14 protein-coding genes are annotated in these 14,225 nt (G+C 69.5%); 4 read left to right on the forward strand and 10 right to left on the reverse strand.

The annotated features are described in order from the left end of the window. Positions 1-80: 80 nt before the first annotated feature. The 7 genes from ABD002_RS06220 to ABD002_RS06250 form a co-directional block, all read right to left on the reverse strand. The gene (locus tag ABD002_RS06220; protein ID WP_343788267.1) at positions 81-1,391 is read right to left on the reverse strand and encodes an aspartyl/asparaginyl beta-hydroxylase domain-containing protein; all 1,311 of its coding nucleotides are present in this window, start codon (positions 1,389-1,391) and stop codon (positions 81-83) included. A 103-nt stretch (positions 1,392-1,494) separates the two neighbouring features. Next, positions 1,495-2,604 (reverse strand): PQQ-dependent sugar dehydrogenase, encoded by a 1,110-nt coding sequence (locus tag ABD002_RS06225; RefSeq protein ID WP_343788269.1) that lies wholly within the window; start codon positions 2,602-2,604, stop codon positions 1,495-1,497. A gap of 10 nt (positions 2,605-2,614) precedes the next feature. After that, positions 2,615-4,693, reverse strand: coding sequence for a tetratricopeptide repeat protein (locus ABD002_RS06230; RefSeq protein WP_343788271.1), 2,079 nt, complete (start codon positions 4,691-4,693; stop codon positions 2,615-2,617). A gap of 145 nt (positions 4,694-4,838) precedes the next feature. After that, positions 4,839-5,903, reverse strand: coding sequence for a YheT family hydrolase (locus tag ABD002_RS06235; protein ID WP_343788273.1), 1,065 nt, complete (start codon positions 5,901-5,903; stop codon positions 4,839-4,841). Further along, positions 5,896-6,702, reverse strand: coding sequence for a lysophospholipid acyltransferase family protein (locus ABD002_RS06240; RefSeq protein ID WP_343788274.1), 807 nt, complete (start codon positions 6,700-6,702; stop codon positions 5,896-5,898). The genes ABD002_RS06235 and ABD002_RS06240 overlap by 8 nt, the downstream gene beginning before the upstream one ends. Positions 6,703-6,789: 87 nt before the next feature. Beyond that, on the reverse strand, positions 6,790-7,743 hold the full coding sequence (locus ABD002_RS06245) for a serine/threonine protein kinase (protein WP_343788275.1): 954 nt from the start codon (positions 7,741-7,743) through the stop codon (positions 6,790-6,792). Between the two features lie 4 nt (positions 7,744-7,747). After that, entirely contained in the window at positions 7,748-8,185 is a 438-nt protein-coding gene (locus tag ABD002_RS06250; RefSeq protein ID WP_343788277.1) for a hotdog fold thioesterase, read from the reverse strand. Positions 8,186-8,408: 223 nt separating this feature from the next. On the opposite strand from ABD002_RS06250, the gene ABD002_RS06255 reads away from it, so the two are divergent. The 3 genes from ABD002_RS06255 to ABD002_RS06265 all read left to right on the forward strand — a co-directional run bounded on the left by ABD002_RS06255 (position 8,409) and on the right by ABD002_RS06265 (position 10,306). Beyond that, positions 8,409-9,461: a CDP-6-deoxy-delta-3,4-glucoseen reductase gene (locus tag ABD002_RS06255; RefSeq protein WP_343788279.1), complete on the forward strand. Its 1,053-nt coding sequence runs from the start codon at positions 8,409-8,411 to the stop codon at positions 9,459-9,461. A 67-nt stretch (positions 9,462-9,528) separates the two neighbouring features. Next, positions 9,529-10,104 carry a DUF2845 domain-containing protein gene (locus ABD002_RS06260; protein WP_343788281.1) on the forward strand — a complete coding sequence of 192 codons (576 nt, stop codon included), beginning with the start codon at positions 9,529-9,531 and terminating at the stop codon, positions 10,102-10,104. A gap of 49 nt (positions 10,105-10,153) precedes the next feature. Next, positions 10,154-10,306 carry a DUF2845 domain-containing protein gene (locus ABD002_RS06265; RefSeq protein WP_343788283.1) on the forward strand — a complete coding sequence of 51 codons (153 nt, stop codon included), beginning with the start codon at positions 10,154-10,156 and terminating at the stop codon, positions 10,304-10,306. Positions 10,307-10,341: 35 nt separating this feature from the next. Here the strand turns inward: ABD002_RS06265 and ABD002_RS06270 are convergent, their stop codons facing one another. The 3 genes from ABD002_RS06270 to ABD002_RS06280 are packed head-to-tail and all read right to left on the reverse strand — an operon-like array spanning position 10,342 to position 13,590. After that, on the reverse strand, positions 10,342-11,604 hold the full coding sequence (locus ABD002_RS06270; RefSeq protein ID WP_343788285.1) for a heme biosynthesis HemY N-terminal domain-containing protein: 1,263 nt from the start codon (positions 11,602-11,604) through the stop codon (positions 10,342-10,344). Continuing rightward, the gene (locus ABD002_RS06275; RefSeq protein WP_343788287.1) at positions 11,601-12,725 is read right to left on the reverse strand and encodes a uroporphyrinogen-III C-methyltransferase; all 1,125 of its coding nucleotides are present in this window, start codon (positions 12,723-12,725) and stop codon (positions 11,601-11,603) included. Before ABD002_RS06275 ends, ABD002_RS06270 begins: the two co-directional genes overlap by 4 nt. Positions 12,726-12,780: 55 nt before the next feature. Further along, positions 12,781-13,590, reverse strand: coding sequence for a uroporphyrinogen-III synthase (locus ABD002_RS06280; protein ID WP_343788289.1), 810 nt, complete (start codon positions 13,588-13,590; stop codon positions 12,781-12,783). 99 nt (positions 13,591-13,689) lie between these two features. On the opposite strand from ABD002_RS06280, the gene ABD002_RS06285 reads away from it, so the two are divergent. After that, positions 13,690-14,181 carry a YiiD C-terminal domain-containing protein gene (locus tag ABD002_RS06285; RefSeq protein ID WP_343788291.1) on the forward strand — a complete coding sequence of 164 codons (492 nt, stop codon included), beginning with the start codon at positions 13,690-13,692 and terminating at the stop codon, positions 14,179-14,181. Positions 14,182-14,225: the final 44 nt, after the last annotated feature.

Genomic DNA, 14,225 nt, shown 5'->3' on the forward strand with positions numbered 1-14,225 from the left:
ATTGCCGGAGTGCGGATGACGTGTAGGTTGGGGTGAGCGCAGCGAGCCCCAACGTGGCGCAGGTTTGGCGTCGCGGCGAGCTATACGCCCGCGGCGCGGTTGAAATCGCCGATCGCGCCGATCAGTTCGGTGACCGCCTCGCGCTCGACCTCGGTCAGGTACGGGTTCCACGCATCCAGCAGCACCACGACTCTCGTGTCGGCGCTGCGATTCCAGGCTTCGTGTTCGTAGGTATCGTCGAAGCTGAAGCAGCGCCCTTCCTCCCAGCGCCGCAGCTCGCCGCTGACATTCAGCGCCAGATCTCCGTCCGGCACGACCAGCGGCAGATGCGTGACCACGCGCGTGTTGGTCACGCCGTGGTGCGGCAGGATGTGCGAGCCGGGCGTCAGCACCGAGAAGCAGACTTCCGGCGCATGTTCGCGGACGTGGCACAGCGGTGTCGCGTCGAGTGCGGCCGCAGCACGCGGGCAGCGCAGCGCGTTCGCATCGTGGCGCACGCCGTGGCGATAGAAGAAGAACGCGTTCCACGCCGGCGCGCCGCGGTCGCCACGCAGGTAGTCGTGCAGCGTCTGCTTGTCGTCGACGTGCCCGAGGAACGGCTCGAAGTCGCGATCCTCGGCCAGCAGCGCGAGCATCTCGTCACGGATCACCGCGGTCTGCGCCTCGAGTTGCGCATACCACGGGAACAGTTCGCGATCGAAGAAGCGCGGCGCGGGAAGATCCGGGAAATACAGGAATTTCGGACGTTGCTTCGGCTCGGGATAGTTCGGCGGCAGCTCGCCCAGATAGATCGCCAGGCTCTTCTCCACGCGCGCGAGCGCTGCGCCGCCGTGACGCTCGCGCAGCGGCTGCAGCAGCCCGAGGAACAGTTCACGTCGACCGGCGCTGACCAGACGCATCGCATGCTTGACCAGCGGCTGCAGTTCCACCGCGGTCGTCGCATCGCTGAGCCAGTGCCCGTGCTCCTGCGCGGTCATGATCGCGCCGAAATAGACCGGCAACGCATCCGCGTGGCGACCCAGCGCCTGCAGGATCTCGCCCAGTCGCAGGCGCGCGGCGAACAGATCCGGCGCCAGTTCCGTGCCGCGCTTCATCGCGGCGTGCGCCTCATCGAGATGGCCGCGTTCGCGCTGCAGGGCGCCGAGGTTGACCAGGGTGATCGCATCGTCCGGCTGTGCGCGGTGTGCACGGCCGAGCAGCTCGAGCGATTCGTCGATCTGGCCGCGGCGGTGCGCGCAGATCGCGAGGAAATTCAGCGCGTCGACATCGTCGGGAAGTTCACGCAGCAGATCGCCGAACGCGCGCTCGGCCTCGAGCATGCGGCCCTGGTTGGCCAGTGCGAGCGCCGCAGCGCGACGCTCCGCGTGCGGAAGCGGGGAAGCCTGGTTCATGCCGGATCAACCGTGCTGGAATCAATCGCGCATGCTAGCAGCGAACGCGAGCACGGCGTGCGGAAACTGACGCGTCGGGAATGCCACGCTGCCGCCGCGTGCTTCACTTCTTCGCTGAGGGCATCGGCGCTGCATAACTCACACGGTAGACCGCCCCGACCAGATCGTCCGAGACGAGCAGCGCGCCATCGGGCATGACCAACACGTCGGCCGGCCGGCCCTGCGCAATCTCGTCGTGCTGGAAGCCATCGATCAGCGGCTCGTAGCCGAGCACACGGCTGCCATCGAGGCGCACCGTCATCACACGGTAGCCGGACTTCTTCGAGCGGTTCCACGAACCGTGCTCGGCGATGATCGCGGCGCCGCGATACGCGGCCGGAAACATCGTGCCGGTGTAGAAGCGCATGCCGAGCGAGGCGACATGCGCGCCGAGCTTGAGCACCGGCGGCGTGTAGTCCTTGCACGACTTGCCCTTGCCGAACTCCGGATCCAGCGTGTCGCCCTGGTGGCAGTATGGGAACCCGAAGTGCTCGCCCGTTCGCGTGATGCGGTTGAGTTCGTCGGACGGCAGGTCGTCGCCGAGCTCGTCGCGACCGTTGTCGGTAAACCAGAGCTGCTGCGTGCCCGGCTGCCAGTCGAAGCCGACCGAGTTGCGGATGCCGAGCGCGACATCGCGCCAGTCCGATCCGTCCGCCTTCATGCTGATCAGTTTCGCGAAGTCCTTGCCGGGTTTGCAGACGTTGCACGGCGCGCCGGTCGGCACGTAGAGCCTTCCATCGGGGCCGAACGCGAGGAACTTCCAGCCGTGATGGGTCTTGTCCGGCAGCTTGTTGGTGACGACGATGGGCTTGGGCGGATCGTCGAGATGCTGCTCGATATCGCGCAGCACGAGGATGCGGCTGACCGCGCCGATATAGAGATCGCCGTCGTGGAACGTGATGCCGCTCGGCATCTGCAGGCCGCTCGCGACCACGCGTACGCGCGCAGGCTTGCCTTCGTGGCCGGCGTCGGTCAGCGCATACACCTTGCCGGCGTCGCGCGAGCCGACGAACACGGTGCCGTTCGCGCCGCGCACGAGTTCACGCGCGTTCGGCACCGCGTCGGCATATACCTCGATGTGGAATCCGGACGGCAGCGACAACGAGTCCAGCGCAACCGCGGCGGAGCAGGCCGGCGCAACGAACAGCAGGATGGACAGCGCGAATCCGCGCATCGCAGTCTCCTTAGTCGAAGTGTCGGAACGCCTCCGCCAGCGCATCCCGGTAGCCCTGCCAGTGTCCGCCCGCGAAGCGCGTCGGCAAACCGCCGAAGCCACGCTGTGCGGCCGCGAACTGGGATCCCGGCTGCAGCGCATCGACGCCGAGGAAGCGCGCGAGCTCCACGCCACCCAGCTGCGCGTTGTCGAGCAGTGCATCTGCGGCGACGACCAGGCGGCGCGGATCGCCGAGCTCGCCGCCATGGCCGAGATGGCGACGCGCGCGAGCGAGCCATTCCGCCGCGACCTCGGGTTGCGCACACGGAAAGCCGTCCGCCCAGCCGAACGCAAGCCAGTTCAGCAGCGCATCGCGCGGATCCCGCTCGACGATGACCAGGCGCGTGCCGGGCATCGCGCGGCGCACCAGCGCAAGCAGATGCGCGTCCCAGCGCGGCAGCCAATCGATGACCGGTCGATCCAGCGCGACACCGCTCGCGCGCAGCGGCGTGAGCCAGCGCTCGCGCAGCGCCTCGCGATCGGCGGCGCCGAGTTCACCGCAGTAGTACGGGAAGCGCGGCCGGTTGAAGTCGTCGTCGCGCAGCAATCCGCCGATGCGGTCGCGCAGCACGATCAGCTGCGGCTGGTCGGCGAGCAGCGCGGCGACCTGTTCGACGCCGCTGCCCGGCGTGCCGAGCAGCAGGATCGGCGCCTGCGCCCACGGTTCCGCGACCGGTTCGGCGAGCGCCGCCTGCAAATCCGGATGCGGATCGTCCAGTCGCGGCATCGCGGCGGACAGACCACGCTGCGCTTCGCTGAAGCAGCGCACTGCCTCGACGGCTTCGCCGGCACGGTCGTGCAGCCGGCCGAGATAGTTCCAGCACAACCGGTTCTGGCTGTCGTTCAGCGCCTGCGACGCGAGCGCCTCCAACGAGGCGCGCGCGGCGACATTCTCGCCGTCGCGCATCTGCGCGCGGACCCGTACCAGCTGCATGTCCGGATCGACCGGCCGCGCATTCAGCACCAGATCGGCGTGGGCGCGCGCGGTATCGAGCTGTCCCAGGTGTTCGGACAACAGCGCGAGCCGGCTGCGCGCCTGCAGGTCGGCAGGATTCTCGTCGAGCAGCCCCTTCCAGTCCGTCGCCGCATCCGGCAGCCGGCCAATCATCATCAGCAGATCGGCACGCGCGGTGCGCACCGCATGATCGTCCGGCACCTTGGACAGGTGCGCGTCATAGGCCTCTATCGCTTCGTCATTGCGACCCTGCTGCGCCAGCGTCCACGCGAGCGCGCGCGTGGCCATCGAATGCGTGGGCGCCGCCATGAGCGCCGCGCGATAGCCGGTGGCGGCCTCGTCGAAGCGATGCTCGGCACGCGCGACATCGCCGAGGCCGATGTACGCCTCCACCGCGAAGTCGCGGATCGGCAGCAACTCGCGAAACTGCGCCTCGGCTTCGTGGAAGCGCTTGGCCTTCAGCAACAGCGAACCCAGCCAGAGTCGCACCTGGTGCAGATCCGGACGCAAGCGCAGCGCGTTCAGGAATGCCTGCTCCGCGAACGCCGGGGTATCGCGCTTCATGAAGGCCTGGCCGAGCGTCATCTGGATCATCGCGTCCTGCGGCGCGAGATCGGCGGCGCGACCGAGATGGCGCAGCGCGCCCTCGATGTCGCCGCGCTCGAGCAGCAATGCGCCCAGACCGGCCAGCGCATGCGGCTCCTCGCCGGCACGCAGCGCGATCCGGAAATGCTGCTCGGCCAGCGCGTGCTCGCCCTGCATCAAGGCGATCTGGCCGATGCCCGCATGCGCGCCGCCGAGGTTCGGATCGAGCGCCAGCGCGCGCTCGAAGTGCGGCTTCGCGGCGGCGTGGTCGCCCTCGCGGAAACGCAGGGAGGCGAGGCTGAGTTCGATGTTCGCATCCTGCGGCGCCAGCTCGTGCGCCCGCCCGAGCAGGCGCGCGCCCTCCTGCGCATCACCGCGCTGGTAGCGCAGCATGCCGAGCAGGTGCAAGGCGTCCGCGTCGTCGGGGTGTTCCACGAGCTGCGCGCGATAACCCTGTTCGGCTTCGTCGAGGCGGCCCTGGCGGTGCAGATCAATGGCTTCTTTGAGCATGCGGAGGAGATTCTTGCGATGGAAAGGGATGGCGGCGAAGCGCCGCCACGAGGCAGAAGGCGCCGGCATTGCCGGCACGCGGCGCGACAGGGCGTCTGAAATTATGCCGCATACCGCGCAGCTTGCGCGGCGCGGACCGGCAAGGCTAGGCCAGCGCCTCGGCGGACGCCGGCTCCACGGCTTCGGTGTCCGTGGCCAGATGCCAGCACATGCGTTCGGCAATGTAGTTCTCGGTGAAACTGCGCAGAGCGAGATCCTGGACAAAGCCGCAATGGCCGCCGTGCGCGGCGATATCGAGTTCCACCTGCGGCGGCAGCTCCAGCGCCAGGAAATCCGCGACCGGGATCACCGGATCGTCCGCCGCGGTCAGGATCGTCGCCGGCATGCGCAGCCCGCGCAGGCGGCTGCCGGCGATCGAATAGCCGTCGAGATAGTTTTCCAGCGAGCCGAAATCCGTGTGGCGCAATACCAGCGCGCGCGTGAGTTCGCGCAGGTTGCCGGCGAGTTCGGCCGGCGTGAACCAGTCGACATCGGGAAACAGCGCCTGCTTGCGCCGCAACGAGCTGCGCCACTTGTGCAGGAAGTAGCGCTGGTAGAACCACGGTCCAGCCTCGAGCCCGAACAACCCTGCGGCCGGACTGATCACCGGACACACCGCGAGTGCGTAGGTCAGCTCAATGCCCGCATCCGGCGCGCGCAACGCGACGCGCAACGCAAAATTGCCGCCGAGCGAGAAACCGGCGATCGCGAGCGGACCGCGCGCGAACTGCCGCTGCACCGCGCGGACCGCGCCGACGACCTCGTCGATGCGGCAGGAATGGAACAGGTCGCGATTGAGATGATGCGTATCGCCATGGTCGCGGAAGTTCAGGCGGAATACGTCGAAGCCTTCGCGCAACAGGCGCGCGCCGGTGTTCACGACATAGGCCGAGCGCGTGCTGCCCTCCCAACCGTGCAGCAGCACGACCAGCCCGCGCGGCGTAGCGAGCGCGCGCTGCGCGGTGTGGAAACCCTGCAGGCGCGCGCCGTTGCCGCAATCAATGACCTGTTCGGTCGCGTCACGCTCGATCTCGCGCAGACGGCGCGCGGACAGCCAGCGGCGCAGGCCGCTCGAGGCGAGCACCGATTGCAGGTGCGGACTCGCGAGCAGCCACGGCGGCCGGAAATCCGCCGCGCCGAGCGGCACGCCGGGCGTGCCCAGCTCAGGCATCGCCGTAGCCGAGCAGGCGCACGATGCGCGCGCGGCTTTCCTCGGCCATGCGCCGGCGTGCCTCCGGCGTCGCCGGAACCGGCTCGAGGAAATGGATCTCGGCATCCATCGACGGTCCGCCGAGGATACGCAGGAAATTGCCGAAGAAGCTTTCCCTCACGCCGAACGGCACGCGCGGATCCTGCGCGCCATCGCGGCCATAACGCAGCGCGACCGGCTGCACCGGCACGTCCGCATCGAGCGCGGTCTGGAATATGCGCGCGTGGAACGTGCCGACCGTGACGCCGTGTCCGCTGCCGCCTTCCGGAAACACGCCGACCGGTTCGCCCGCGCGCAGGCGCTCGACGACGCGGCCCATCACCGCGTTCAGCGAATCGGTGCTGCCGCGGCGATGGAAGATCGTGCCCGCGCGCGCCGCCAGCCAACCGACGAATGGCCAGCGCGCGATCTCGCTCTTGGCGACGAAGCTGATCGGACGCTGGCTGTGCATGAGTTCGATGTCGAGCCAGGAAATATGGTTCGCGACATACAGCACCGCGCCCGGCAGCGGTTCGCCGAAACGGCGGACGCGGAACCCGAAGATCCGCACCAGCGCCCCGGACCACCAGCGGATCATGAATTTCTCCAGCGTGGTGTTGCCGACGCGGAGGCGCGCGGCGAGCGGATTCAGCACCATCACGGCCAGCGGCGCCGCGATCAGCGCGTGCAACAGCAGCAGCGGCGTGCGGATCGCATAGCGCAGCACGCGCAGGCGGTCACTGGGCGGTGATACGGTCGAGATTTCGGCGGCTCGGTTCATCAGGATCGCAATGGTAGCGGATGTTCGATGCAGCGCAGCAATTCCCGCGCCGCCTATTTGCGGTCGGCCACGCCGCGGGTTGTGAGGTCAGTCGTCGACGAGATGGCTCTCGGCCTCAGCGAGATCGTTCAGATGCTGCTCCCACCAGCGCGCCTCGCCGACGTAGCCGAACGCGCGCGGGAAGGCCGGATCGTGCCAGCGCGCGGCGACCCAGCCGGCCCAGTGCACCTGGCGCATGATGCGCAGCGGTTCGATCACGCTGAGTTCGCGGAAGTCGAAGTCGCGGAACTCGGCGTAGCCTTCGAGCAGCGTGTCGCGCGCGCGTGACGACGGCGCGAGCATCCACAGGTCCTGCACGGCCGGGCCCATGCGCGCGTCGTCGAGGTCGACGAAATGCGGGCCGGTGTCGGTCCACAGCACGTTGCCGCCGTGGCAGTCGCCGTGCAGGCGGATGCGCGTCGGTTCGATCGCGGCGAAGCGCGCATCGATGATCGAGGCGAGTGTGTCGGTGCGTGCGCGATACGTGCCGTCGAGACGATCGGGCAGCAATCCCGACGCAAGCACGGCGCGCGCGGCGGCGCGGATGAACGTGTCCGTGTCGATCGAACCGCGTTCGCAAAAGCGCGCGCGTGCGCCGACGCCGTGCATGCGCGCGAGCAGACGGCCCATCCAGGCGAGGTGATCGGCCGATTCGAGTTCCGGGGCGCGGCCGCCGCGCCGCGGGTAGAGCGCATAGCGGAAGCCGGCGTGTTCGAGCAGGGTGCGACGGCCGATGACCAGCGGCGCCACGACCGGCAATTCCGCATCCGAGAGTTCCAGCGCGAACGCATGCTCTTCGGCGATCGCGGCATCGCTCCAGCGACCGGGCCGGTAGAACTTCGCGACCAGCGGCGCGCCGTCCTCGACGCCGACCTGATAGACGCGGTTCTCGTAGCTCGCCAGCGCGAGCAGACGACCATCGGTCGCGAAGCCGGCCGCGTCGACCGCATCGAGCACGAGATCCGGCGACAGGTCCGCATACGGTGTCGCGGCCGCGCTCATCGCATCAGATCGCATGCGGCGACGGGCGCGGCACCACAGCCAGGGTCAGGCGCGAGATGCAGACCAGACGCGCGCGCTCGTCTTCGATGCGGATTTCCCAGACCTGCGTGGTGCGTCCGACATGCAGCGGCCGCGCGGTGCCGGTAACGACGCCGTCGGTGACCGCGCGCAGATGGTTCGCATTGATGTCGAGTCCGACCGCCATCTCGCTCGATTCGATGCACAGGACGCCGGCGAGACTGCCGAGCGACTCGGCCAGCGCGACCGAGGCGCCGCCGTGCAGCAACCCGAACGGCTGCTTCGTGCGCGCATCGACCGGCATCGTGCCGCGCACGTAGTCGTCGCCGACTTCGGTGATACGCATGCCGAGATGCTCGACGAGGCAGCCGCGGTTCCATGCGTTGAGGCGGTCGAGGTCGGTGGGTTGTTTCCAGAGGCTCATGGTGCGGCACCGGTAGGTGAGCGATCGACTATAGCAGCGCGGCTTGTCCAACCCTTTTGCTTTCGTAGGAGCGGCTTCAGCCGCGATGCTGTCCTGTTGCGCCGGAGAAGCAGAGCATCGCGGCTTAAGCCGCTCCTACAAAAGCTGACGATGGTTCGGGCGCGCGGTCGCGGCAACAGCGCGACTTCGGCGACAATCGCGGCATTCCCCGGCGATTCGACACGTGCCCCACTTCGTCACCCTGCAGGCCAGCGGCAAGCGTTTCCGCGTCGACGCGGGCGAAACCGTGCTCGAGGCCGCCCGCCGTGCCGGGTTGGCGCTGCCGTATTCGTGCCTCGCCGGCGTCTGCGGCAGTTGCAAGGCGACCTTGATCGAGGGCGAGTGCGTCTATCCGCGCAATCCGCCGAGCGCGCTCGACGCGGCCGAGCGGATGCGCCACCAGGCGCTGCTGTGCCAGGCCGTGCCGGCCAGCGATCTGGTGATCGCGGTCCGCGAGGTCGCCTCGGTCGCCGACATCCCGCGCCGCGTGTTCACGCTGAAGCTGGTCGACAAGACCCTGCTCGGCCACGACGTCGCGCGCCTGACCTTGCTGACCGCGCGCGGCGAGCGCATGCGCCGCCTGCCCGGCCAGTACCTCGACGTGCTGCTGGGCAATGGCAAGCGCCGCGCGTTCTCGATCGCGAACGCGCCGCACGACGACGACACGATCGAACTGCACGTGCGCCGTGTCACCGGCGGCGGGTTCACGACCACGGTGTTCGACGCGATGAAGCCGGGCGCACAGCTGCGCGTCGAGGGCCCGCTCGGCACCTTCGTGCCACGCGAGGACAGCGAACGGCCGATGCTGCTGATGGCCGGCGGCACCGGCTTCGCGCCAATCAAGGCGCTGATCGAGCATTTCCTGCACCTCGGCACGCTGCGCCCGATGACCCTGTACTGGGGTGCGCGCGAACCCGCCGATCTGTACCTGCGTGGCCTGCCCGAGCGTTGGGCGCGCGAGGTGCCGGCATTCCGCTTCGCACCGGTGATCTCGGATCTCGAGCATGCCGGCGCGCTTCGAGGCGGCCTCGTCCACGAGGCGCTGCTCGAGGATCATCCGGATCTTTCCGGATTCGATGTCTACATGAGCGGCCCGCCGACGATGGTCGACGCCGGCCGGCGCGCGTTCGTTCAGGCCGGGCTGCCCGAGGAGCGGCTGTATTACGATTCGTTCGACTATGCGCCCGACGTGATCGCCGCGATCCTCGGCAGCCGCGCCGGCATCCACGGCCTGTGACGTGAACTTCACATCGGCCCGCGCGGTCGATGCAAGACCACTTCGATCATCCAGCTTGCGAGGTCCCATGCGTCGACACCTGCTGCCGATCATCGTTCTGCTCCTCGCCAGCCCAAGCGCGTTCGCGATGCGCTGCGGCAATCGCCTCGTCAGCGATGGCGCGCAGGACTTCCAGGTCCGCGAACGCTGCGGCGAGCCGTTCTGGACCGACCGCTACACGAACATCGAGGTGATCGGCGCCAACGGCCCGCTCGAACGCCAGCGTTCGCTGCAGTTCGACGTCTGGTACTACAATTTCGGCCCTCGCCAGCTGATGCGCCGCCTGGTGTTCCGCGAAGGTGTGCTGTTGCGCGAAGATGCACTCGGCTACGGCGTCGATGCGATCGGCAGCGACTGCAATCCGAATCGCCTGGCCGACGGTCTCAGCAGCGGCGAGCTGGTCGCGCGCTGCGGCGAACCCGCTAGCCGCCGCGACCTCTCCGAAACGATCGTGCGTCGCCCCGCGCCCGGCGTCGAGCTGTGGCGCGACCATCGCCGCGAGGAATGGGTCTACGACTTCGGCGACAACCGCCTCGTGCGCATCGTGCGCATCGTGCGCCTGAGCGACGGTCGCGTCAGCGGCGTGGATGCGGTGTCGCGATGACGGCGTAGGTTGGGCCGAGCGCAGCGATGCCCAACGCCGACCTTGCTCGATGTTGGGGTTCGCAAGCTCACCCCAACCTTCGGCCCTGTGGCGCGACCGTCGCCGCGAGGAATGGGTCTACGACTTCGGCGACAATCGCGTCGCGCACATCGTGGTCCTGAGCGATGGCCGCGTCAGCGGCGTGGATGCGGTGTCGCGATGAGGGGGCGATCTTTGCGTGATCACGTTGCCGGTTTGCTACTTCACACCCGGCAACCGCGGCACCCCATGCTCGCTGCGTTCCTCGAACGCGAGCGGATGGGTGTCGACCGCGCCGCGCGGCTGGCGCGGGCCGATCGGCGTGGTCGGCTCACCGCGCGCGAGGCGCAGCGCGTTCGCGTAAGCCGTGTTCGCGCTGGCGAGGTCGCCCTCGCCCTTGCGGCAGTCGCCGAGCGCTTCCCATGCGGCCGGCGATTCGGCAAGGCCGAGCGCTCGTTCGAGCGACTCCTCGGCCTGTGGCCACTGCGACTGCTGGCCGTATAGACGGCCAAGCGCGGTGAGCAGCGCCGGGCTGTTCGGCGCGACGGCGAGCCAGCCCTCGGCTTTGCGCGCGCGGGCAGGCACTTCGGCCGAACCCAACTCGCCATAGGCCGTCGCGAGCTCGTCGCTCCACTCGCGGCGCTGCGCGGATTCGATCTCGTCCATCGCGGCCAGGGTCTGGCCGAGTGCGGCGGCACGGCGCGCGAACGCGGCCACGAGTTCGGGACGGCGCCGTTGCGCGCGGCTGGCGCCGCTCCACAGCGCATTGAGTCTGGTCGCGTCAGGTGCGCCTGCGAGCGCGGCTGCGAGCACGCGCGTCTCCAGCGCGGCCTGGGTATCTGGAGTCAGCGACTGGCTGCGCGCCAGCGCCGGCAGCGCATCCAGCGCGGCGCGGGTGTCGCCGGTCGCGAGCGCGGCGTCGATCAGCAGGCGCCAGCCGCGCGCCGACAGGTTGTTGGCCGCCGCACCCTTCTTCAGCAGCGCGAGCGCCTCGGCATTGCGGCCGCCCTCGATCAGGAAGCGCGCACGCATTGCTTCGGCGGCGCGATGGCCGCTGTCACCGACCTCGTCGAGCGCCTGCCTCGCGCGATCGGGGGCACCGCGCTCGTGCGCGGCGCGCGCGAGCACGAGCAGGGCCGGCGTGCGAAATGCTTCGTGGTTCGCGGCCTTGGCCAGATCGCGCTCGGCCTGCGCATATTCGCCTTCGGAGAACGCGGTGAGACCGCCGGCGAGACGTTCGCGACCGCGCCGCTTGACCGTGCGGCCCCAGGCCCGGAACGGCCATCGCAGCAGCCACCAGCATGCGGTGATCGCCGCCCACAGCAGGAGCAGGAATGCGACCGCGACGACCACGCTGGTTTCGATCGTGGTCTGGCGGATGCGCAGCTGCAGGTAACCGGGGTCGGCCGCCAGCCAGTGCCAGGCGAACGCGGCGGCGACCGCGACGATCAACAGCAGCAGCACCGTGCGCCAGAGCTTCACAGGGCGGCTCCGTCGTGCTTCGCCGGGACGGCGGCCGACGCGGGCAGCTCGGAGGATTTCGATGCCGGCGGCTGCGACAGCACGCGTGTCGCGCGCAGGTTGCGCAGCTCTTTCAACGCGCTGCCGAGTTCAGGCATGGCTGGCGCCAGCGGCGTGGCGGCGAGCCGATCGAGCTCGGCCAGCGCGCTCTTGGTCGGCGCGGACCCGGCATCGAATGCCACGGCGATGCCGGCGCGCGCACGCTTCAGCGCGGCCTGCCACGCATCCGCATCGCGCGCGAGCAGCGCCGCTTCGGCGCTGCGCAGATCGAGTGCCGCGAGCGAACGGGTCAGGCCGATATCGCGGTCGCCCGCAGTGCCGGTGTCACCGCTGTGGCTGATGTGCACGAACTGCGCAAGAAAGCTCTGCCAGTGTGAGGGTGATGCGGTTTCACCCACCGCAACCTGTGGCAGCGGCAGCGTCGCCAGATCGGAGCGCACGCGCTCGAGCGCGGCGAGCGCGCCCTGCGTCTCGACCGGCTTGCTCGCTTCCAGCGCATGCTTTTCCGCGTTGATGGTCTGGCGCACCGACGCGAACATCGGATCCTCGGTCGCCGCGAGCGCGGAATCAGCCAACTGGTAGGCGGCGATCGCGGCCTGCGCATCGTGGAACAGCGCGAGGCGCTCCTGCGCCTGCTGGAGCAGGAACTCGGCCTCGTTCATCGCCAGCGCGTCGCGCCCGCTCATGCGCTGCTCGGCGAGGTTGGCGACCGCATCCTCGAGATGGCGCGAGCGTTCGCCGAGGCCAAGCAATTCCTCGCGCACGCTCTTGTTGACGCTGTCGGCGTCGGTGAGGCGTGCGCGCAGGCTGTCGAGATCACGCTTGCGCTGGTCGAGGCCGCGCGAGAGGTCGTCGACGCGCGCGGCGAGTTCGTTGCGCATCGCGACCTGTGCATCGGCCTGACCGTGCTCGATCGCGTAGGCACGCCACAACGCAACACCGCCGACGCCGAGCGCGCCCAGCGCAATCAGCAAAGCCACGCCGATTCCCCCAGCGCGCGGCGCTGGCGCGCGCGCTTCCGCTGCGCGTGGAGTCGATTCGTTCGTCGTCGCGACCGGCGCGGTGTCGATGTCTTCGCTCATGCGGGCATGCTAGCCGAACTGCGCGGTGGCGGCAGCAAGGCGATGCCCACGGCTGTTACAGACGGTGTCGGGCGAGTGCCCAGCGCGCTCCATCGAGCAGATCGCCAGGCAGCGCGGAAGCGGCTTCAACGATGTCGCCGAAACCGTGGTCGCGCGCGAAGCCGGCAATGCGCGAACTGCTGACGACAAGCGGCTGGTGATGCAGGCGGGCCAGCAACGGCGCGGGCAGCAGCGAGACCAGGTTCCGGAGTGCCTCGCCGCTCGAAATCAGCATGACGAGCGGATCGGGCGCCGCGACCAGCGCGTCGAAATGACGCCGGGTCAGGCGCGGCGCCACGCGCTGGTAGACATGGATCGCCTCGACGGTCGCGCCGCGCCGGCGCAAGGTTGACGCGATCAGGTCGCGGCCGCCCTGCGCGCCGATCAGCGCAATGCGCCGGCCGCGCACGTCGGCCAGTTCGGGCAACGCGAGCAGTCCCTCGCTGTCCGCGTGTTCGTGCGGCGCGATTGCCCAGATCCCATGTCGCGCCAGGGCGCGCGCCGTACCGGCGCCGACCCCGAACGCCTGCGCGCGGCGCGGCATCTGCAACGACGGCGACAGCCGGAACGCGAAGCGCACCGCGGCCGGACTCGTGAAGATCCACAGATCCGCAGCGCGCGCCGCACGCAGCGATGCGCGCGCACGCGCCGCATCCGGCGCTTCACGCAAGGACAGGCCCGGCACTGCGACCGCGTCGCCGCCGAGCAAGCGAGCGCGCGCGACGAGCGTCCGCGCGGTTCCGGCCGGCCGCGTCACGATCAGGGTCGCTCCTGCGAGCGCACTGGTGCTTCGCGACGTAGCGGATGTGGACGGGGGGATGGACATCGGCCTCTCCCTGCGGATGTGCGCGCGCCGATCATACGCGTGCGTTTGGGCGCAGCGCGGGCCTTGCGCACACTCGTGCCTGTCCCGCACGATCCCGGCATGAACGATCACTCCGGGCCCGACGCCAGCGCAAGGGCCGCACGCGCCGCCGCCGCACTCGGGCGCGAGATCCTCGCCGACATTCCGCTGACGCGCGCGATGGGCTTGTCGATCGTCGCCTGCGACAGCGGCTCGCTGACTCTGGCCGCGCCACTGGCGCCGAATATCAACGATAAGGGTTGCGCGTTCGGTGGCAGTTTGGCGAGCCTGATGACACTGGCCGGCTGGGGCCTGATCAAGCTCGCGACCGATGCGCGCGAACTGGACTGCGAGATCTACGTGCAGGACAGCACGATCCGCTATCTGGCGCCGGTCTGGCAGGACTTCGTCGCGGTCGCGCGGCTCGCCGAGGGCGAACACTTCGACGATTTCTTCGGCGCGATCACGGCGCGCGGCAAGGGGCGCCTGCGCGTGCACTGCACGGTGCCGCTCGCCCACGGCGGCGCGGCGGCGACGCTGGAGGCGCGCTTCGTGGCGCTCGCCAAGCGCTGACGCGCGGCGCGGGTTCAGTGCACAATCGCGGCTTCGGAGGATCG

It is taken from the genome of Dokdonella soli (assembly GCF_039523175.1).
In the GTDB taxonomy this organism is placed as follows: Bacteria; Pseudomonadota; Gammaproteobacteria; order Xanthomonadales; family Rhodanobacteraceae; genus Dokdonella_A; species Dokdonella_A soli.